Origin of the sequence: Winogradskyella sp. J14-2 (assembly GCF_001971725.1) — a bacterium.
Lineage (GTDB): Bacteria > Bacteroidota > Bacteroidia > Flavobacteriales > Flavobacteriaceae > Winogradskyella.
This window is the reverse complement of sequence record NZ_CP019388.1, coordinates 2,534,671-2,556,090: the sequence shown is the minus strand read 5'-3', so window position 1 is coordinate 2,556,090 and position 21,420 is coordinate 2,534,671. Positions and strand designations below refer to the sequence as shown.

Genomic DNA, 21,420 nt, shown 5'->3' with positions numbered 1-21,420 from the left:
TGAGACCTTTCGACTGCGCTCAAGGTGACATTTAACTCCAATAAAGAAATCCTGAAACAACACTTCGATTGCGCTCAGTGTGACAATTCAGGATGACAAAGCCTCGCTTTGTTACATGTGTTTTACGTCGTCTGGTAAATCGTAAAATGTAGGATGACGATAAACCTTGTCTTGTGCTGGCTCAAATAATTCGCCATTATGCTCTGGGTTTGATGCTGTAATATGCTTACTTTCTACAACCCAAATGCTTACGCCTTCGTTACGTCTTGTGTAAACGTCTCGTGCATTTTCTAAAGCCATTTCTGCATCTGCTGCATGAAGACTTCCAAAATGACGGTGTTCTAATCCGTTTTTACTTCTTACGAAAACCTCCCAAAGTGGCCAGTTCTTTTTATTAGACATTTTTTATAGTATTAAGAAGTGAGTATTTCGTGTTGAGAACAACAGTTTTATCTGACTAAAATTTCATTACTTATAACTCACTACTATTTTAATTAAACTGCTTCTTTTTCTTTTCTTTCTTGTTGTTTTTCAGCGTGAGCCATAGCTGCGTCTCTGACCCATTCTCCACGTTCCCATGCGCCAACTCTAGCTTTCATTCGCTCTTTGTTCATTGGTCCGTGACCTTTTACAACTTGCCAAAATTCGTCCCAATTAATTTCTCCGAAATCATAACTCTGACGCTCTTCGTTCCATTTTAAATCTGGGTCTGGAATTGTTAATCCTAAAATATCAGCTTGAGGCACAGTTTGGTCAATAAACTGCTGACGTAACTCGTCATTGGTTTTTCGTTTCAATTTCCATTTCATTGATTGTTCGGTATGCACTGACATATCATCAGTTGGTCCTAACATCATTAAACTTGGCCACCACCAACGGTTAAGTGCATCTTGCGCCATTTCTTTTTGTTCTGGTGTACCATTGCAAAGCTTTAGCATAATTTCGAAGCCTTGGCGTTGGTGAAAACTTTCTTCCTTACACACGCGCACCATGGCTCTTGCATAAGGCCCAAAAGAGGTGTTACAAAGTGGCACTTGATTGATAATGGCTGCGCCATCTACCAACCAACCAATGGCTCCCATATCTGCCCAAGTTACTGTTGGATAATTAAAAATGGAAGAGTATTTTGCCTTACCAGAATGTAATTGCTCATATAACTCATCTCGAGTAATCCCTAATGTTTCGCAAGCACTGTATAAGTATAATCCATGACCAGCTTCGTCTTGCACTTTTGCCAACAAGGCTACTTTACGACGTAAGGATGGCGCACGCGTAATCCAGTTACCTTCTGGTAACATTCCTACAATTTCGGAATGTGCATGCTGACTGATTTGCCTAATATGCGTTTGGCGATATTTTTCTGGCATCCAGTCTTTAGGTTCAATTTTCTCATCGCGCGCTATACGCGCTTCAAATTCTGCTTCTAGGCTTCGACTGCGCTCAGCCATCGAATTTTTGATTTGATCTTCACTCATTTCTTTTTAGCTTTTGGCTATTAGCTTATTGCTTTTAGCTGGTGAAACTTAATTTTTCTTTTTCAATTTATTTTGTCATTTCTACCTAGGTAGAAATGACAAATCTTTATTTAAACGTCGAAATCTACCACAACTCTTTTTGTAGTTGGTACTGCTTGACAGCTTAGCACATAGTTTTGTGCGACTTCGTCTTCTTCTAGTGCGTAGTTGATTTTCATTTCAACTTCACCTTCCATTACTTGGCATTTACAGGTACTGCAAACACCGCCTTTGCATGCAAATGGCAAATCTGCTCCTGCTATGAGCGCTCCATCTAAAATATTATCATCGTCTTTTTGCATTGTGAAGCGGAATTCTTTTCCGCCATCGATAATAACAACTTCAACACCATCCACTTTTTGCTCTGACAAACGCTCAACACGTTTTTTATCTTCTTCGGTGAGGCCTTTTACAAATAATTCGAAATGAATTAAATCTTTTGGCAAACCTGCTTCAGCAAGATAATTACTCACATAATTGACCATATCTTCTGGTCCGCACAAAAACACTTCGCTTGTATCTGGAATATCAATGAATGTTTTGGTGAGCACTTTCATTTTTTCATCATCAAAACGACCATTGAACAACTCTATATCTCGTTTTTCTTTGGTTAGGAAATAATAGATTTCTAAACGACCAAAATAAGTATTTCTTAATTGCTCTAAGACTTCCTTAAAGATAATAGATTTTGCAGTTTTATTGACATAGAACAACTTACAAGTTGCCTTTGGCTCTGCTGCCAAATGCGCTTTAATCATTGAAAGAATTGGCGTAATACCACTTCCTGCTGCAAAAAATAGGTAGTTTTTAGCATTATCTGCATTACAATCTACTCCAAATGTTCCACTTGGTGGCATAACATCTAGCTCGTCTCCGACCTTTAAAGTGGAATTTACATGAGTCGAAAATTTCCCTCCAGGAATTTCTTTGACAGCAACTTGCCATTCGTTATCGAATGGACTAGAACATAACGAATATGAGCGACGTACATCTTCGCCATTAATTAATGCCTTAAGCGTTAAATGTTGTCCTTGCGAAAATTTAAATTCGTCTTGCAAAGCATCAGGAATATCAAAAGCTACAACTGAGGTATCTTTTGTTTCCTTATAAATATCTTTTATCCTTAATTTATAAAAATCTGCCATTAACAGTTATAATCTATACTTTAAAATTATTAAGCTAAACGCGAAAACGATTTCGAATTACTTATTAAAAAAACTAACAGTTGTTAGTTTGCTTTACAAATTTACAAAAAATTAATCGATTTTTTTGTTAATACCTTTAACAAGAACTGTACTAAGTTGTTGTGACAATTTTTCTGGATTGAGATAGTCTTTTTTTGGAATCCATAGATACAACGATCTTAAGGTTGATAAGATTGAAAATAACATAATCTCAATATTTTCGTCTATTATTTCTCCTTGTTCAACTCCTTCTACCACTATTTGCCTTAAATTTTCTTCGTAGTTAGAGCGCAGTTCAAGATAATAATCTAGTTTTTCTTCTAAATGCATCCAGTCATTATTTAGGGATGCCATTCCGTAAGTATTTTGAGAAGTAATATTAACATGTAGTTTCACAACCTCTTCTATTTTTTTAATACTAGAAATATTTGATTTTTGAATTAGAGCCAAACCTTCGGTAAACTCTTCTGCCAATGAAATGATTATTTCTTTTAGGATTTCTTGCTTAGAGTTAATGTGATTGTAAAGACTAGCCGCTTTCATACCCATAGCAGACGCTAAATCGCGCATTGTTACTGCGCTGTAACCTTTTTCTTTGAAGAGTCTTGTTGCCGTTTTTATGATTTCGTCTTTGCGCGTTTCTGTTTTCAATTTTAGGAAGTGATTTATTCAACGTAAATTTATGAAAAAGAAAAACTATGGGATTTTTAGATTTTATTTTTGGCACAAAGAAGCGACAAGTTGCGAAATTTTTAGAAAATGACGCTATTATTTTAGACGTTCGTAATAAAAGCGAATGGGATGCGGGACACATTGAGAATGCCTTACACATTCCGCTAAACGAATTGAATAATAGGGTTGGCGAAGTAAAGAAACTCAACAAACCAGTGATAACTTGTTGCGCTAGTGGTGTACGATCTGCAAAAGCTGCTAAATTTTTAAATATGAATAATATTGAGGCTACTAATGGTGGTGGCTGGGTTTCTTTAAAGAAAAAGCTATAGCTTCAAATTATTTAAGCCTTCTAAACTCTTAACAGGTGTTTGATTGTACTCTAATGACCAACCCAATGAATTGGTTAGAATATAAAATTTGGATAGCTCGCTTAGTAATCTGTTTTTAGCGTTAGATTTTAAGTCAGAAACTTCAATTTTTTTCATTAATTGTTGCCTTACTGTTTTCTTAATGTCGTTGTAATCCTTGGCCATAAAGGGATTTAGGTAATCAGCTTGAATATCGTAATATTCAAAGTCTGGATTTATAGTTATTTCTTCCTCTGGTATACTTAATATTTGAAGTGTTTTTGTAGCCTCATCAATATTGTATTCAATTTTAGATAAATCATAAGCTATAGATACTTCTGCATTTACCACCACCAAGGCTTTTTTGTCTGCAGTTAGGTAGTCACCAAAAATAGCTTTAGAGCTTTTATAACTAAAGACTTCAGAAAAATGACCTTCTGTAACAACAAGTTTACTAACATTTTTAAGCTGTTTTTGTATGAGAGCAGAATTTTCCTTTATAGTGGTTTTTTCTTCATTCCTGTCTCCACAATATTTAAATGCAAACAAGATGACAAAAGTCAATATTACTCCAAATAAGATTTTTCGCATATGCTAAGTTAATCAATTATGCATTTAATTAAATGTAATCGTAATAAATACTCTTTAAAATAATTGTAAATTGGGTAACTAAATTAGTTGAGATGAAATTTACAAAACGTTATACCCTTAACATAGTCTTATTCTTAGCATTTCTTCTTATAACAGCCTGTTCTAAAACACAGCAAGAATCTGCAACAATGCTTATTTATGGCGGAACAATATATACGGTTGACTCTGCCTCAACAACAGTAGAAGCTGTTGCGATAAAAGATAATAAAATTCTTTTTGCAGGACCATTAGAAAAAGCGCAAACTTATAAAACCGAGCAAACTAAAGTTTTAGATTTAAAAGGAAAAACAATGACACCCGGTTTTATTGAAGGTCATGGTCATTTTATGGGTTTAGGATATAATGAGCTTAATCTAGACCTTATGAATACAACTAGTTATCAAGCTATTGTAGAGGCTGTTGCCGAGCGTGTAAAAACTGCAAAACCAGGCGAATGGATTACAGGTAGAGGTTGGCACCAGAGCAAATGGGATAGCATGCCTACAGATGTTGTTCATGGGTTTCAAACCCATCACTTACTAAGTGAAGTATCACCAAATAACCCTGTATTTCTTAAACATGCTAGTGGACATGCAGGTTTTGCAAATGAGAAGGCAATGGAAATAGCTGGACTCACAAATTTAGCATTAGATGGTATAAAAACATATGAAGTTGAAGGTGGTGAAGTTCTTGTTGATGCTTTGGGCAGACCAACAGGAATTTTTAACGAACGAGCACAATCTCTAATTACCCAACATATTCCTAAAAGAACACCTGAGTCTGATAAAAAGGCGTTTGAACTTGCCGTTATGGCATGCCATAAAAATGGCATAACTAGTTTTCATGATGCTGGCATACCAAAAGAAACGATTGCTTTGTATGAGCACATGAAATCTAACTCAAAGATGAATGTAAGAATTTATGCTATGCTTACAGGTTGGGATAAAGCGTTACTGAATGATTGGTATAAAAAAGGGATTATGATAGATGATGATCATCTTTTTACCATTAGATCCATAAAACTTAATTGTGATGGTGCATTAGGCTCTAGAGGTGCATGGCTATTGGAGCCTTATACGGACAGACCAAATCACTTTGGCCATGAAACCTTACCCATGGAATTTGTAAAAGAAACCGCTATACGCGGTCTTAAAAACGGATTTCAGGTATGTGCTCATGCTATAGGTGACAGAGCTAATAGAGAAATTTTAGACCGTTATGAAATAGCTTTTAATGAAAACCCTGAGCTAACCCTAGACCATAGATTTAGGATAGAACATGCACAGCACCTTCACCCAGAAGATATTCCACGATTTGCTGCGCTAAATGTTATTCCAGCAATGCAAGCTGTACATATGTCTTCTGACAGACCTTGGGCCATAGATCGCTTAGGCGAAAAACGTATAAAAGAAGGGGCATACATGTGGCAAACGCTTCTACAAAGTGGCGTTCCTATAGTTAACGGCACAGATGTACCAGTAGAACCCATAAACCCAATTGCTAGTTTTTATGCTAGTGTTAGCAGAAAAACATTGAAAGGAACACCCGAAGGCGGTTACGAACCAGATCAGAAAATGACGAGAGCACAGGCTCTAAAATCTTACACTTTAGATGCCGCTTATGGTGCCTTTGAAGAAGATATAAAAGGTTCTATAACAGCCGGAAAGTTAGCTGATTTCACCATTTTTGATCAGGACATTATGACTATTGATGAGTCTAAAATTTTAGATACTCAAGTTAAGATAACCATTTTTAATGGTAACATCGTATATAATGCTAAAAACTAAAAAAACATTAGTCTCTTTCTCTTGTGAAAGCCCAACTAATGTTTAAGTAATAATTAATAGCAATACAAAAATAAACGACTTCTTATTATTTTAGATTATCTAATCCTTACCTATTTATTAAGTATAGGTTATGTTGTTTAGTTTAACGATTTTTAGAAACTTACATCGAAGAATCAAGCTTTTTAACTTAAAAAAATACCTAACGCCTTAAAAATTATTGAAGCTGAAAGTTATAACTTACCTTTGTAACGTCTATTTAGATAGACAAAATTTGTTTCCCAAAAAAGCAAAACCTACTTATTATGACAAGACTACTAGCCCTATTCTTCTTGGTATTGACTGTATGCGCAAATGGTCAAAACTCTACACTTTTGAAAAATATTAATTTCAGAGCTAATGAATTGCACCATAGTTTAGATAAAACTGGCGACACATTAATTTTAAAGGGTGAACGCACTATTGAAAAGGTTGAGATATTTAACAACAATTTTCAAAAAGCATACGTAATTGATAACTTAGTCACAAAAATATCTTTAGCTGATATTCCAAATGGTAGATTTGTTACAGAAGTAAAAGTTAGCGATAAGCTAATAATTATAACCCTTTTACGACATAACAACCTTGAGGAAACCCAAGAAATGATGGATACTGCGTCTCAAGAACAAAACAGCATTTACAATCAGTCCACATACCAGAATAAAGCCCATGGAAAAACCGCCTCTGAGTCTGAAAGCATAACGTCATTAAACACAAATTCTACAAAGCCGGTGCGATTTTACTGGATAGTTAAACATATTAATAAAGGCCATAGCTCTAGCAAAAAAATGCGTTTAGGAGACAAAGAAGTTGTTGACCAAATGATTGCTCAACATCTTATTGATTTAAAATCTAAAGCTGGTAGGCATAATAAGTTAACGATATGGGAGGTTTATGATACGTCAAAGTTTATGCGCTTTAAAAGGCAACATCCCGACTATGCATCTGTTAAAGAAGCTGACTGTTTTAACACCAATCCTTTCTACCTATCTGAAGGTAGATAAACACAAAGGACTACTTCTTTAACTCTAACTTCTCAGCAAAATAGTCGCAGAAATCTTTCATTGTTGCTGTCATTTTCTCGTCTTGTGTAGCACGTAGAAACGTATCGCTCATTGTTACTAAAGTCTGGTGAAAAAACAGTTTCATTTCATCAACAGGCATATCTTTTGTCCACAAATCTATTTTTAAAGTCTCTTGTGCTTTACTATCCCAAACAGACAACATAATCGCTTTTGCCTCTTCATTTTTTACTCCACCATCTTCAGCAGACCAATTCAGTTTTTCTGGTACTCTGTTTTCATCGAGTTCTACGTTTAGTTCTATTTTAGATGTTATGGTTTTAGCCATTATTTCTTTGGTTTAAATTTTGCTTTGTTAAAAATTTCTTCTGGTTCTTTTTCTAAAATGCTCAACACATTTTCTTCGGTACTATCGGCATAAGCTCTAACAATTTGCCAACCAATATACTGCCCTAATCGTCCTGGCGACGCATTGTCTAATTCTAGATAAAATTTAGAATACGGTGCATCTGCGATAAATCGACTAGCCAATTTGCTATCTGTACTAAAGAGCAATTCTTTTTCAACAAAGTAACTCCATATTGCACTCTCATTAGCCTCTGCCCATTTTAGCTCTTGTTCTGTGTAACCAATCTTTTCTGCATCGGTTTTAAAAGGAATCATGACATCTTTAAAGTAGAGTAACTTTCCGTGGTAAATCATTTCGTCTATAAATCGTTTTCTATTGGCTTGGAAAGTATATTTCTTGGCATATGCTTCTGCGACTTCTGGTACGATTTGATTCTTCTGCATATTCTTTACCAAATATCTAGGTATATTTTGATAAAACTCATGATCTTCACCCAAAAAATTATCAAGAGCAACGAGCAACAAGGAATCTGTAACAATAGTTTTATTTCTATAATCTACGTCGTTTGTCAGCGTAATCACTCTTGGCACACTAAAGGTTTTGTCATAAAATTGTAAGTGCTGAAACAATCCTTTAATCTGTTTTTTTATATCACCAAAATCTGGATATGCCTTTTTTACTTCTTTCAATAATTGATCTTGTAATGTATCATTAATTCGCTCTACCCAAATAGAATCTGGTATATGTTTAGAAAACAAAAATGGGAAAGCTTGTTTTAATTTTGCAAGGTCTGAAGGCTTTGCTTCATGGTAGGCTCTATCAAATCTTTCAACCACAAAATCTACCTTAACTTTAGAAATTTGTTCTTCTAATTTAGAGTCCTCATTACAAGACACTAACACAAGGCCCAGCATCAATAAAATGAAAATTCTCAATGACATACTACGAAACATTTTTAATCCTAACACGTTTCCGTTATTTTTGTTGTGCAAAGGTACATTTCTTTGTTTTAAATTGTAAACATTATGCAAACAGAAAAGATAGTAAATCATATTGTAAAATGGTTGAAAGATTATGCAACTAACGCTAATGTTAATGGTTTTGTTGTTGGTATTTCTGGCGGAATAGACTCTGCGGTAACCTCAACACTATGTGCCAAAACTGGTTTAGACCTCTTATGCATAGAAATGCCTATTCACCAAGCTGCTAGCCACGTTACCAGAGCACAAGAACACATTAACCAATTAAAAGAACGTTTTTCTAATGTTAACGATGCTCGTGTTGATTTAACGCCTGTGTTTGAAGAATTTAAAACCGAAGTAAGTCTTAATGGCAAACAAGCAACCGTAGATATGGCCTTGGCTAATACTAGAGCTAGATTACGCATGACTACACTTTACTATTATGCAGGCTTACAAGGACGTCTTGTAGCAGGTACTGGAAATAAGGTTGAAGATTTTGGTGTTGGCTTTTACACAAAGTATGGCGATGGAGGTGTTGATTTAAGTCCAATCGCCGATTTACTTAAATCTGAAGTTTACAAGATAGGTGATTATTTAGATGTACCAGAATCTATAATGAAAGCTGCACCAAGTGATGGCTTATTTGGAGATGCCAGAAGCGACGAGGACCAAATTGGTGCATCGTACCCAGAGTTAGAATGGGCTATGAAAATGAAGGATGAAGGTAAAGGCGCCAATGATTTCTCAGGAAGACAAAAAGAAGTTTACGACATTTTTATGGGTTACAACACTAGAAATCAGCATAAAATGATTCCGATTCCTATTTGCGAAATTCCTAAAAATTTAAGGTAGTTGTTGCAGTTTATCGAATTAATTACTCATTCTGCTTATTTTTTAATTATCTTTATGAGTAACAAATCACACAAGGACACTTGACTTAGTAATATTTGTTATTACACTTATTAACCCTAACCAAACCAAAATCAATTGTCATGATACGTATTTTGATTGTTGACAATCACCCTATTGTAAGAATTGGGCTAGAATTGTTTCTAAGCAGCAAACCAGATTTAAAAGTTGTTGGTAAACTAAGCAGTGGTATAGAAATTTTTGAATTTGTAAGACGTCATGAAGTTGATGTTATTATATCAGAAATAGACTTACCAGAGCTAAATGGAATTACTGCCCTAAGAGCCATAAAAAAAGAAAATAAATCGGTTAATGTATTGATGTTTAGCCATCAGCCCGAGGAAATTTATGCTATTAGTACGCTAAAAGCGGGAGCCTCTGGCTACCTAAATAAAACTGCCAATGTAGAAACCATTGAAACTGCCGTTAGAAAAATACATAGCGGCGAAGTATGGCTGAGCGAAAAAATGGATAAACATTTTCGTTATGAAGATACACGAAAAAGCAGAAGCCGAATGTTTAAAAAACTGTCTACCCGAGAGGTCGAAGTTTTAAAACTTTTATCTATTGGGAGAAAAAACAAGGAAATTGCCGAAGAGTTAGATATTAATGAAAAAACAGTTAGTACATACAAGGCTAGGCTTTTTAAGAAACTTAATGTAAATAATCTTGTAGATTTAATTCACCAAGCAAAACATCATAATTTAACATCATAATTATCCGCCTATAACTTTGCCTAGTTTGCGCGATAAAAGCATTTTAAGACCTAAGTAATCTTTAACATCTTCCATTAAGGATCTTGTATCTACATTTTCTCTTAAAGTTTCGTTTTTATACTCTGCTACCTTTTGGTCTATAAGATAACAGCGTAAACTCAAGATTGTCTGGCTTACCAATTGAGATATGGAATGCTCTTTTTCTTTAGGTATAATTTGATTACGTTGCCAATCATGAAGATTATATTTTTCATCTTCCATTAAAATACTGGTAACTTCGGTTGCTGAATCTTGGTCTAATTGATTAATAAAATCCTTGGTCGAAAAATTTTCGTCTTGGTTTAGTTTGTCGATGATAGAATAATATAATTCCCTGAACTTTTCATTAGAAAACATCATTTCATCTTCTTGAAGGTCTAAGTAAATTTTTTCAAACACACGTGCTTCATGTATGGCTGGCTCTAAGATTAGGTCTCCAGACACTTCATCTTCCTTTAAGATTAAATCTTCAAACTGTTCTGTTCTGTCACCATACAACATCAAAATCTCTATAATCTTACGTTCCAACTCATACTGAACATCTATTTTAGGTTGCTTTGGCTGTTCATTCTTTACAATATCAAATGCTTTTTGCTCTTTTTTGTATTGTTTGTTGGCCTCCTGAAACTCTTTTTTATTGATTTGCGCCAATGTACTAAACAGTACATTTTCGCTAATATCCATTATAGAGGCACACTCTCTTACATAAATTTCGCGCTTAATGGCATCAGGAATTTTAGCAATGCTATTTACAATATCTCTAATGGTTTCAGCTTTTTTTATAGGATCGTTATTGGCTTCCTTCACTAAAAGGGATGCTTTAAACTGAATAAAATCCTTAGCATTGGTATTGAGATATTCGGTAAGCTCTTCTAGGGTATTAGACTTTGCAAAACTATCTGGATCTTCACCATCTGGAAAGGTGCAGACCTTCACATTCATACCTTGTTCCAAAATTAAATCTATACCACGAATAGAGGCTCTTATGCCAGCCGCATCACCATCAAAAAGTACTGTGATGTTATTGGTTAGCCTATTAATAAGTCGTATTTGCTGAGAGGTTAATGCGGTACCAGAAGATGACACTACGTTTTTTACCCCAGTTTGATAAAACTGAATAACGTCTGTGTAACCTTCTACCAAGAAACAATTGTCTTCTTTTGCAATGGTCTGTTTAGCAAAAAACAAACCGTAAAGCACGTTACTCTTATGGTAAATATCGCTCTCTGGTGAGTTGAGATACTTTGCAGCTTTTTTATCGTTAGTTAAAATACGACCACCAAAACCAAGCACTCTCCCGCTCATACTATGAATAGGAAACATGACGCGTCCTTTAAATCTATCGAAACGTCTGTCGTCCTTAACAATGGTAAGACCCGTTTTTTCTAAAAATTCTAATTTGTAACCTTTACCCAAAGCGTCATCTGTAAAAGCTTGCCACTCATCTAAGGAATAACCAAGTTGAAACTTTTTAATTGTTTCTTCTGTAAAACCACGCTCTTTAAAATAGCTCTTACCTATGGCTTGCCCTTGGTCTGTTTTTTGTAATACTTTTTGAAAATACTCATTGGCGTACTCACTTACTAAATATAAACTTTCTTTGGCATTAGCTTGTTCCTTTTCCTCGTCTGTACGCTCGGTTTCTTCAATCTCTATATTGTACTTTTTAGCTAAGTAGCGTATGGCTTCTGGATAGGTAAAATGCTCGTGCTCCATTAAAAAGGTAATGGCATTACCACCTTTGCCAGTTGAGAAATCTTTCCAGATTTGTTTTACTGGAGAGACCATAAAACTTGGTGTGCGCTCTTCGCTAAATGGACTGAGCCCTTTAAAGTTGCTACCTGCTTTTTTTAACTGTACGAAATCACCAATAACCTCCTCTACGCGAGCAGTTTCAAAAACTTGTGATATGGTGTTTTGTGAGATCATACAACTTCCTGTCTTTCGACACTGCTCAAGATAAACTTTAGCAGGAATCTTTTTAATTTTTAAATTATAAATGCCAAACTACAAAAACACTTCGACAAGGCTTCGACAGGCTCAGCCTGACAGCTATGTGTGAGACGCAGGAATGACGAGTGTGTAAAATTAAGATAATCTATTTGTTTTAGAAATTTGTGTTGAAAAGTTATTTGATTAAATTAAATAATAAGAAAAAAGCCCTAATCCATTTCTAGATCAAGGCTTTTAAACACTCAAAAATTGATTGATGAAAAATTAGCTTTAATCCATATCAAATCTTAGACCAACTGATATATTATTTTGGTCAAAAGCCTGGTCTTTAAATAATGGATTAAGATCATACTTTACATATAATGCAGTGTCTCCCCAAGCCAAATAACCACTTAATCCGTATACAAACTCATTGACTTCAAAACCACCACGTTGTTTGTTTTTTATACGGTTACCATCTTCTTTGTACTTTAATTTCTGCATGCTACCAATGTTAAGGCCTGCATAACCTCCAAGACCAACTTTAAACTTATTGCGTGTAGAGTATCTAAAATAATCCTCTTTTTCAATCTTTTTAGATGGGCCAAATTCTAAATGTACCGGGAATACCAAATTGGTCGTTCTAAACTTTGCCTTATTCAATTCCACTGGAAACTCTTGTAAGATTACATCACCATCGGTATTAACAAAGTATTGGTTGTCTTTAATATCAAACTTGTTCCACTGAAATGAGAAACCGTACTTTAATCTCCAAAAGTTGGTATTGTCAAAAATTCTTGTTTTCCAGGCGTAACCTAACTCCATAAATCCTGATCCTCCTAACTTATAGGGCGAATCGTCTAAATCCTGACCCTCAATAATGGCATTGTTAAACCCGATTGCAAAAACAATATCGCTTGTAGTGCGTCTATCGAATTTGTAGGGCTTATGCTTTCTATTTTTCTTCCCCAAATAAATAAATTCGTCTTCAGAGTCTTCACCTCTACCACCAATTCTAAAAATAAAAGACTCATCATCGTCTACAGAGTATGCCGAATCGTTTCGTTTTAAGAGTTCAATTTTGTTATCTACAATCGCTAATCTATTTTCTATGTTGGCTGCTCTTTTTTCAGCGGCTACTTTCTTTAAATCTTCGGCTTCAGCTGCAGTGATTTGTTTAGCGTCTTGCCGCTCGTTAATGGATTCTATTTCTGCCTTTAAGTACTCCCGTTCTTCCTTTTCAATTTTAACTTTTAGTTCTTCCAAAGCTTCAATTTTATAATCTACTGAAGTTTTCTCTAAACTATCTTTTACCTTTTCTTGGGCTTGTATTGTGCCAAATGTTACCGATATAATGGCGTATACTAATAATCTTGTAATTGTGCTCATAACTGTTCGTTTTTTGATGATTTATATTGGTTTAATTGATTCTTAATGTTAATCGTTACGCTGTGCTACTGCAGTTTTAACAGTTTTGTAACCGTCTTTTAGCACTTCGTAAACTTTAGTTCTAAAGGATTGTCCCATGTCGTCTTCTACATCTTCTAACAACGATTTTGCATCTACTGTTCTACTTGCTTCTTTTTGTAGTTTATCTTTAAAAAGCACCTTACTTGCTGCTTTAAGAAGTGAATCTACTTCTCTATCAGTAACCGTTGTTTTTTCTGTATTTAAATCTTTTAAAGTTTGAGCAACCACAGCTTTATCAATTAAAGTTTCTTCTATGATTACTTTCTGCTCGTTTTTAGAATTGATGATATTATTGGTATTAACTTCGTCTATTTTTTCATCAACTGCTAATTGTGATTTTGTTTGACTTTTTGCAACGGATTTGTAGTTAATAATCTCCTTTTGGTTTTTATTACTTTTTTGTTCAGAACTAGTTTGAGCTTCACTATTTTCTATTACTAACTGCATCTCTTTAGTGTCTTTTGTTGCAGATTCTTCAACTTTGTTTGTATCTTCTTTCAAATCCTGTTCAACAACCTGTGGCAAGGTTTGCTCTGTGTTTTTAGAACCTAATGTTTGCATAACGATAGTTAATGTAATTAGTACTGCTGCTGCAATGCCCATCCACCAAAACCAAGGAAATTTAGTTTTCTTCTCTTCTGCATCTAGACGTTCAGACAGTTTTGCCCAACTCTCTGTCGACGGTTGCAAGCTGCGTTCTTCTAGCTTGTCTTTTAGTTGTTCTTCAAATTTAATTGGTGCCATAACTGCTGTTGTTTAATTCTTTTATTTTTGTTTGCAACATTTGCCTTGCTTTAAACAATTGCGACTTTGAGGTTCCTTCTGATATTTTTAAAAGTTCTGCGATTTCATGGTGCTTATAACCTTCTACCGCATACATTATAAATACCATTTTGTATCCCTCTGGTAGACTATCTATTAACCGTTGAATTTCTGCAACCTCAATATTAGTCTTAATATTATTGGTATAGTCTTGTTCTAAATAATCGTCTTCTAAAGCAAACTCTATGTTTTTTTGCTGTCTTAAAAACGATATGGCCTCTCTTACCATAATACGTCTTACCCAACCTTCAAAACTACCTTCAAATTTAAATGTCTTGATGTGTTTAAAAACCTTAAAGAAACCGTTTAACATTACTTCTTCGGCTTTATGCACATCCTTAATGTAGTATCTACATACACTTAGCATCTTTGGAGCGTGCAACTCATACAACACATGTTGTGCCTCACGATTATTTTTCGTGGCTCTTTGTATGAGTTTAGTTTCGTTTTTATGAAGTTGAACAACTTTCATCTTGTTGGTTACGATTATGCTTCTATTTATATAGACGCAAACATCTGGCTAATGGTTGTCTGGAAAATAAAAAAAATCGAATATATTGTTAATTAATTGTTTTTTTAGAGATTTATAGCCAAAATTTTCAACAAAGAATATATAACTTAAAGGTCTAAATTTTGTTCCTATAATTTATATCTCTAATTTTACAAGAAAAGCGCTGTGAAAAATTTCTTCTTTATTTTATTTATTACCGTATCTACCCTTAGCTGCAAAAACGATGATGACCAAATTAACGAACCTGTAGTATTATCCGAAAATGTTGAAGTGTACGGAGGTGATGCCATTGAAAATGGTTATGTATTGGCTATTGAAAATGGCGGCACTAGCTCTTATCTACTTAACAAGGAAGGGTTTAGAGTTTATGAATGGTCCTTTGAGGATAATCTAGGTAATGATATTGAAATTTTACCTAATGGTCAATTGGTTGGCATATTTAAAGTTGATAATCCTGAAATTGCTTTTGGCGGTTCTGGTGGTATAATAAAAATTCTGAATTCTGATGGTAGCACTGATTGGGAATTACCCTATGCATCTACAGATATGATTTCTCACCACGATGTAGAAATGTTACCTAACGGCAACGTTCTTTTTATTGTTTGGGAGCGCATTGACAGTGCAATAGCTGCTCAACAAGGGGTTAATACAACCACAACCGATATTTTTCCGGAGGTTTTAGTTGAAGTAAACCCTAGTACAAACCAAGTCGTTTGGGAATGGCATAGTTTTGACCATATTATCCAAGACCAGTTTAGCGATCTGCCAAATTTTGGTGATGTAGCAGCGAATCCTCATCTAATTGACATTAACTATGACGTTGTAGATAACGGAGATATAATGCATGCCAATGGTATTGATTATGATGAAGAAAAAGATGTCATCTATTTAAGTGTTAATTTCTACAGTGAAGTTTGGGTTATAGATCATAGTACAACTACTGCAGAGGCAGCAACAAACTCAGGTGGCAACTACAACAAAGGTGGCGATTTAATCTATAGATTTGGTAATCCGACTGCCTATAAAAATACTGAAGGAGAGCGCATGTTTTTTAACAATCATTTCCCTAACTTATTAGAAGGCAATGAGCCTGGAGCTGGTAATATACTTGTTTACAGTAATGGTGTAGATCAATCTACAGTTTTTGAATTAGACTTACCAGAAAACTTTACCCTTACACCAAATGCTAATAACGAACCAAGTGTTGTATGGAGTTTTACAGATCCTGATTTATATTTTGGTAGAATCTCTGGTGCCGTCCGTCTACAAAATGGCAATACGCTTATAGCTGAAGGTGACTACGGTTTCTGGGAGGTAACACCTAATAATGATGTTGTATGGAAATATTATGGGGAAGGCACACGCTTTTGGCGATGCTACGGCTATTTACCAGATGATGAAGCCGTTATGAATCTAGATATTTTCTAAAGTTTATTTCTTTCTTTCTATCACGTAATTTACCATAAGCTCTAGTGAAGCTTTATATGGAGATTGTGGATATTTGCTCAGTAAGTTTAAAGCCTCTTGTTGAAAGTCTTTCATTTTTGAAATGGCATAATCTAAACCACCATTAGATTTTACAAAAGCAATAACTTCCTTGACGCGCTTTTTATCTTTATTATGATTTTTAACAGAGTTGATTAACCAAGATTTTTCCTTCTTTGAACAATTATTAAGTACATAAATTAAAGGTAGTGTCATCTTCTGCTCCTTTATATCTATTCCTGTTGGTTTGCCAATTTTTTCTTCTCCATAATCAAATAAATCATCTTTTATTTGAAATGCCATGCCAATAAGTTCCCCAAACTTACGCATAGTTTCTACCTCGGTAGAATTTGGTTTTACCGATGCTGCACCCAAACTACAGCAGGCTGCAATTAAGGTTGCTGTTTTTTGGCGTATAATATCATAATAGACATCTTCTGTAATATCTAGCTGTCTGGCTTTTTCTATCTGTAATAATTCTCCCTCGCTCATTTCGCGTACCGCTACAGATATAATTTTTAAAAGATCGAAGTCATTATTATCGATAGAAAGCAATAAGCCTTTAGAAAGTAGGTAATCACCAATTAAAACCGCTATTTTATTTTTCCAAAGGGCATTGATTGAGAAGAAGCCTCTCCGTCTATTACTATCATCTACAACATCGTCATGCACTAAAGTTGCTGTATGAATTAATTCTATAACCGAAGCACCTCTGTACGTACGCTCACTAACTTCACCATTGTTCAGCATTTTTGCTACCAAAAACACAAACATAGGCCGCATTTGCTTACCTTTTCTGTTAACAATATAATGTGTTATTCTGTTTAACAAAGCCACCTTACTAGCCATGGATAACCGAAATTTTTGCTCAAAAAGCTCCATCTCGTAGGCTATAGGTTGTTTAATTTGTTCGGTTATTTTCATAAAGGCTTATAAAACTTTGCAAAATTACAAATAATGCCTGTTTTTATCGTTAAAAATTGAATATTCTAAAATTAACATATTTGATAAACAAATATTTGTAACTTTAGGCAATTAATCTAAAATCAAACTTTATGAAAAAAATTACTTTAATAATGGCATTGGTCTTTACTTCTAGTCTAATGTTTGCACAAGTCTTATCAGAAGATTTTGAAGGAGGTTTAGTGTTACCTGCCGGGTGGAGCAACAACGAAATTACACCCTTAGGGGGAACTTGGGGTTTTGCCTCTGGTGGCGAAGCTGTAGGTTATAACCCACCAAATACTCTTTATTACGACAATGGTTTATTTGGTAACTATGCTTTGTTTGATAGTGATGGCTTAGGTAATGACATGAATGCAGAAAACACAGCATTAGAGAGCCCTGCTTTTGATGTTTCTGGTGCTACAAATGTTATTTTATCTTTCAATCACTTTTTTACTGCTGGTTACGGTGGACAAGGCTTTGTTGAAGTTTTTGATGGTACCACGTGGGTGCAGGTTGCGACATACTCTGGTGCTGACCAAGACGATTCATCCTTTGGCCTTGAGGAAATAAACGTCTCTACAGAGCTTGCTGGTGTTGCAAATGCACAAGTACGTTTTAGATGGGTTGGAGACTGGTCTTGGGGATGGGCTGTTGATAATATCGAAGTTAACGCCCCTAGCTGTATCGACCCAACGGGCTTTGTTGTTGGTCCTAACGGCGTTAGTACCACTACTTTTGATATAGAATGGACCGATCCTAATGGCGGTGGTACTGTTTTTGATATAGAATGGGGTACTACAGGCTTTTTGGTAGGGACAGGAACCATGGTAAACGACCTTGCCGCTACCAACTACGATTTTACCGGTTTAATGCCTGATACAGAATACGAATTTTACATCACCGCAAATTGTACTGGTGGTAATGGAGATAGTAATCAAGTAGGCCCTATTACGTTTTTAACGGCTTTTGATTGTAGCACTTATGCGCTACCTCTTACAGAAGTTTTTGATAATAATAATGCATTTGTTAGTTGTTATTCAACAGAAGATCTTGACGGTGATACTCTTTCTTGGATTTCACAACAAGATTTAGATCTTGATGGTGACATGGTGCCTGAAACATTTGCTACTAATGCCAATGGTGATGGAGCGACCACACCTATGAAAAACGATTGGTTAATAGGTCCTGCAATTTCTTTAACCGCAGGTACTAACTATGAAGTTACAACTAGATTTAATGTATTTGGTGGGACACCAAATGCGAGTTTAGAAGCTTTTATTTTAGATGCAGCCAACTCTAGCGCAACTCAGGTAGCTACATTATTTTCTAATACTGGCATAGTTACTCAAGGAGAGTTTGAAACACTAGAAACAATGGCTTATGAAGAAATAAACACTTTTTCTGTTGGAACTTCTGGCGATTATTACATTGCTTATCGTTCATTTGGTGCTGGTGGATCTGGATTTATTCTAATGTTTGACTCAAACATTCAAGAATCACTAAGTATTGATGAGTTTAACCAAAACACATTTACTCATAATTATAGTAAAGACTTAGAAACATTAACTTTAGAGTCTTCTAATTTAGAAATGACTAATATTGAAATCTATTCAATCTTAGGTCAGAATGTGATTTCTAAGCCATTATCTAGTACTAGAGAGGTCATCGATATTGCATCATTAAATGATGGTGTTTACCTAGCAAAAGTATTTGCTGATGGAGGTTCTAAGACTATTAAGTTTGTGAAGAACTAAAGAAGCATTTTAAATACTCATAAAAAAGCGGCACTAGCCGCTTTTTTTTATGCTTTATTTTTATTAGCCAACTGACCACAAGCAGCATCAATATCTTTACCTCTGCTTCGTCTTACGGTTACTGTAATATTATTAGCTTCTAAAACAGAAACATACATATCTAACGCTTTAGAATCTGCTTGTTGAAACTCACCATCATCTATAGGATTATATTCTATAAGATTAACCTTGCTTGGTGCAAACTTGCAAAATTCAACTAATGCATCTACATCTTTGCGTTTATCGTTTATACCTTTCCAAACGACATATTCGTAAGTAATTCTGTTTTTTGTTTTAGCATACCAATATTCTAAAGCTTCTCTCAAATCTTTTAAAGGGAATGTAGCGTTAAAAGGCATAATTGAAGTCCTGACCTCATCTATAGCTGAATGTAAGGATACTGCCAGTTTAAATTTAACCTCATCATCAGCCATTTTCTTTATCATTTTTGGCACTCCAGATGTGGACACTACAATTCGTTTTGGTGACATCCCTAAACCTTCTGGCGATGTGATTTTATCAATGGCTTTTAGCACATTGTTGTAGTTCATCAGTGGCTCTCCCATTCCCATAAACACAATATTACTTAATGGTCTGCCATGATATAATCTACTTTCATTATCAATAGCTACAACTTGGTCATAAATTTCATCTGGATTAAGATTACGCATACGTTTTAATCTTGCTGTTGCACAAAACTTACAATCCAAACTACATCCAACCTGAGAAGACACACATGCTGTTGTGCGCGTTGGTGTTGGTATTAGCACAGATTCTACAATTAAATCGTCATGCAAGCGTACGGCATTTTTTATAGTTCCATCAGAACTACGCTGCATTTGGTCTACCTTAATATGATTTATTACAAAGTTGTCTTCTAACATCTGACGCGTTTGCAAGGATATATTGGTCATATCATCAAAACTATGGGCAGACTTTTGCCATAGCCACTCATAAACTTGATTTCCCCTAAACGCTTTATCTCCTTGTTTTACAAAAAAATCTCGAAGCTGCTCTTTGGTTAATGCTCTTATATCTTTCTTCTTAACTTCCATATTTTACAAAAATAGGCATTTGTACGTGTTTCTTTTCCAAAATAAAAAGCCTCTACTCTTTTTAGCTGTATGAGTAGAGGCCTTATAATATTCTAAGTTTATTTTAGATGATTAACATAGCATCACCATAAGAATAGAATCTGTATTTTTCTTTCACCGCTTCTTCATAGGCGTGTTTAACAAAATCATGACCTGCAAATGCAGAAATCATCATTAATAATGTTGATTTTGGTGTATGAAAATTAGTGATCATACTATTGGCAATGCTAAAATCGTAAGGTGGAAATATAAACTTATTTGTCCATCCCTCATATGGATTTAACCTACCACTTGATGACACGGAACTTTCTATAGTACGCATAGATGTGGTACCAACAGCACAAACGCGCTTTTTATTCTCTATACCTTTATTTACTACATCAGCAGCTTTCTGGCTAATTATAATCTCTTCGCTATCCATTTTGTGTTTAGAAAGGTCTTCTACCTCTACTGGATTGAATGTTCCTAAACCAACATGTAATGTAACTTCTGCCATATCTATACCTTTAATCTCTAAACGCTTTAATAGGTGCTTAGAAAAGTGTAAACCAGCTGTTGGTGCTGCCACTGCACCTTCATTTTTTGCGTATATGGTTTGGTAACGCTCCTCATCTTCTGGCTCTACGTCTCTCTTAATATACTTTGGTAGTGGTGTTTGCCCTAACTCAGTTAATTTTCTTCTAAAATCATTGTAAGATCCATCGTATAAGAAACGTAAGGTACGTCCTCTAGACGTTGTATTATCAATAACCTCAGCTACTAAAGTTTCGTCATCACCAAAGTATAGTTTGTTACCAATTCTAATTTTGCGTGCAGGATCTACCAATACATCCCAAAGACGTTGATCTTGATTTAATTCTCTTAACAAAAACACTTCGATACGCGCACCTGTTTTTTCCTTATTACCGTATAATCTGGCAGGAAAAACTTTAGTGTTGTTCATTATCATTACATCACCTTCATCAAAATAATCGATAATATCTTTAAAAAGTTTGTGTTCGATCGTTTGATTAGCTCTGTCTAGAACCATTAACCTAGATTCGTCTCTGTGTTCTGCAGGATGCTCAGCTAATAATTCTTCTGGAAGGTCAAAATTAAAGTTTGATAATTTCATGTACGAATGTTTATTTTTTTGAAGATGCAAATATACAATCTCAAAACAGGCCTTGTCAAGTAATTAGCCGTTTATTTTACT

Annotated in this window: 21 protein-coding genes; 7 read left to right on the top strand and 14 right to left on the bottom strand. The window is 35.0% G+C overall.

Annotated elements, in window-relative coordinates; all coding sequences use genetic code 11:
• Positions 1–111: 111 nt before the first annotated feature.
• From paaB to BWZ20_RS11435, 4 genes are all read right to left on the bottom strand, one after another.
• Entirely contained in the window at positions 112–402 is a 291-nt protein-coding gene (paaB, locus tag BWZ20_RS11450; protein ID WP_076620128.1) for a 1,2-phenylacetyl-CoA epoxidase subunit PaaB, read from the bottom strand.
• A 92-nt stretch (positions 403–494) separates the two neighbouring features.
• The gene (paaA, locus tag BWZ20_RS11445) at positions 495–1,475 is read right to left on the bottom strand and encodes a 1,2-phenylacetyl-CoA epoxidase subunit PaaA (RefSeq protein ID WP_076620127.1); all 981 of its coding nucleotides are present in this window, start codon (positions 1,473–1,475) and stop codon (positions 495–497) included.
• Positions 1,476–1,585: 110 nt separating this feature from the next.
• Complete coding sequence (locus BWZ20_RS11440) at positions 1,586–2,659, bottom strand: 2Fe-2S iron-sulfur cluster-binding protein (RefSeq protein ID WP_076620126.1); 1,074 nt, start codon at positions 2,657–2,659, stop codon at positions 1,586–1,588.
• Positions 2,660–2,770: 111 nt separating this feature from the next.
• The gene (locus BWZ20_RS11435; RefSeq protein WP_076620125.1) at positions 2,771–3,349 is read right to left on the bottom strand and encodes a TetR/AcrR family transcriptional regulator; all 579 of its coding nucleotides are present in this window, start codon (positions 3,347–3,349) and stop codon (positions 2,771–2,773) included.
• Between the two features lie 47 nt (positions 3,350–3,396).
• On the opposite strand from BWZ20_RS11435, the gene BWZ20_RS11430 reads away from it, so the two are divergent.
• The gene (locus BWZ20_RS11430; protein WP_076620124.1) at positions 3,397–3,702 is read left to right on the top strand and encodes a rhodanese-like domain-containing protein; all 306 of its coding nucleotides are present in this window, start codon (positions 3,397–3,399) and stop codon (positions 3,700–3,702) included.
• Here the strand turns inward: BWZ20_RS11430 and BWZ20_RS11425 are convergent.
• Positions 3,697–4,311, bottom strand: coding sequence for a DUF4230 domain-containing protein (locus BWZ20_RS11425; protein ID WP_076620123.1), 615 nt, complete (start codon positions 4,309–4,311; stop codon positions 3,697–3,699). The genes BWZ20_RS11430 and BWZ20_RS11425 overlap by 6 nt on opposite strands.
• Positions 4,312–4,403: 92 nt before the next feature.
• On the opposite strand from BWZ20_RS11425, the gene BWZ20_RS11420 reads away from it, so the two are divergent.
• Positions 4,404–6,137: an amidohydrolase gene (locus BWZ20_RS11420; protein WP_076620122.1), complete on the top strand. Its 1,734-nt coding sequence runs from the start codon at positions 4,404–4,406 to the stop codon at positions 6,135–6,137.
• Between the two features lie 302 nt (positions 6,138–6,439).
• Positions 6,440–7,177 carry a hypothetical protein gene (locus tag BWZ20_RS11415; RefSeq protein WP_076620121.1) on the top strand — a complete coding sequence of 246 codons (738 nt, stop codon included), beginning with the start codon at positions 6,440–6,442 and terminating at the stop codon, positions 7,175–7,177.
• A gap of 10 nt (positions 7,178–7,187) precedes the next feature.
• Here BWZ20_RS11415 and gldC read toward each other — a convergent pair whose 3' ends face one another.
• Together gldC and gldB are read right to left on the bottom strand one after the other, a co-directional pair.
• Positions 7,188–7,523, bottom strand: coding sequence for a gliding motility protein GldC (gene gldC, locus BWZ20_RS11410; RefSeq protein WP_076620120.1), 336 nt, complete (start codon positions 7,521–7,523; stop codon positions 7,188–7,190).
• Positions 7,523–8,485 (bottom strand): gliding motility lipoprotein GldB, encoded by a 963-nt coding sequence (gene gldB / locus BWZ20_RS11405; RefSeq protein ID WP_076621345.1) that lies wholly within the window; start codon positions 8,483–8,485, stop codon positions 7,523–7,525. Before gldB ends, gldC begins: the two co-directional genes overlap by 1 nt.
• A gap of 84 nt (positions 8,486–8,569) precedes the next feature.
• On the opposite strand from gldB, the gene nadE reads away from it, so the two are divergent.
• Together nadE and BWZ20_RS11395 are read left to right on the top strand one after the other, a co-directional pair.
• Positions 8,570–9,358: an NAD(+) synthase gene (nadE, locus tag BWZ20_RS11400; protein ID WP_076620119.1), complete on the top strand. Its 789-nt coding sequence runs from the start codon at positions 8,570–8,572 to the stop codon at positions 9,356–9,358.
• 140 nt (positions 9,359–9,498) lie between these two features.
• Positions 9,499–10,131, top strand: coding sequence for a response regulator transcription factor (locus tag BWZ20_RS11395; RefSeq protein ID WP_076620118.1), 633 nt, complete (start codon positions 9,499–9,501; stop codon positions 10,129–10,131).
• Here the strand turns inward: BWZ20_RS11395 and dnaG are convergent, their stop codons facing one another.
• From dnaG to BWZ20_RS11375, 4 genes are all read right to left on the bottom strand, one after another.
• A complete protein-coding gene (gene dnaG, locus BWZ20_RS11390) occupies positions 10,132–12,099 on the bottom strand; it encodes a DNA primase (RefSeq protein WP_076620117.1) in 1,968 nt (655 codons plus the stop codon).
• Positions 12,100–12,393: 294 nt separating this feature from the next.
• Positions 12,394–13,491 (bottom strand): hypothetical protein, encoded by a 1,098-nt coding sequence (locus BWZ20_RS11385; RefSeq protein ID WP_076620116.1) that lies wholly within the window; start codon positions 13,489–13,491, stop codon positions 12,394–12,396.
• Positions 13,492–13,539: 48 nt separating this feature from the next.
• Positions 13,540–14,316, bottom strand: a complete 777-nt coding sequence (locus BWZ20_RS11380; protein ID WP_076620115.1) for a hypothetical protein — start codon at positions 14,314–14,316, stop codon at positions 13,540–13,542.
• Positions 14,303–14,866 carry an RNA polymerase sigma factor gene (locus BWZ20_RS11375; protein ID WP_076620114.1) on the bottom strand — a complete coding sequence of 188 codons (564 nt, stop codon included), beginning with the start codon at positions 14,864–14,866 and terminating at the stop codon, positions 14,303–14,305. The genes BWZ20_RS11380 and BWZ20_RS11375 overlap by 14 nt, the downstream gene beginning before the upstream one ends.
• Positions 14,867–15,070: 204 nt before the next feature.
• On the opposite strand from BWZ20_RS11375, the gene BWZ20_RS11370 reads away from it, so the two are divergent.
• Positions 15,071–16,333: an aryl-sulfate sulfotransferase gene (locus tag BWZ20_RS11370; RefSeq protein ID WP_076620113.1), complete on the top strand. Its 1,263-nt coding sequence runs from the start codon at positions 15,071–15,073 to the stop codon at positions 16,331–16,333.
• A 3-nt stretch (positions 16,334–16,336) separates the two neighbouring features.
• Here BWZ20_RS11370 and BWZ20_RS11365 read toward each other — a convergent pair whose 3' ends face one another.
• Positions 16,337–17,314 (bottom strand): polyprenyl synthetase family protein, encoded by a 978-nt coding sequence (locus BWZ20_RS11365; protein WP_076620112.1) that lies wholly within the window; start codon positions 17,312–17,314, stop codon positions 16,337–16,339.
• 131 nt (positions 17,315–17,445) lie between these two features.
• On the opposite strand from BWZ20_RS11365, the gene BWZ20_RS11360 reads away from it, so the two are divergent.
• Positions 17,446–19,092: a T9SS type A sorting domain-containing protein gene (locus BWZ20_RS11360; protein ID WP_076620111.1), complete on the top strand. Its 1,647-nt coding sequence runs from the start codon at positions 17,446–17,448 to the stop codon at positions 19,090–19,092.
• A 47-nt stretch (positions 19,093–19,139) separates the two neighbouring features.
• On the opposite strand, the gene rlmN is transcribed toward BWZ20_RS11360, so the two are convergent.
• A complete protein-coding gene (rlmN, locus tag BWZ20_RS11355) occupies positions 19,140–20,186 on the bottom strand; it encodes a 23S rRNA (adenine(2503)-C(2))-methyltransferase RlmN (RefSeq protein ID WP_076620110.1) in 1,047 nt (348 codons plus the stop codon).
• A 103-nt stretch (positions 20,187–20,289) separates the two neighbouring features.
• Complete coding sequence (gene queA, locus BWZ20_RS11350; protein WP_076620109.1) at positions 20,290–21,339, bottom strand: tRNA preQ1(34) S-adenosylmethionine ribosyltransferase-isomerase QueA; 1,050 nt, start codon at positions 21,337–21,339, stop codon at positions 20,290–20,292.
• Positions 21,340–21,420 lie beyond the last annotated feature (81 nt).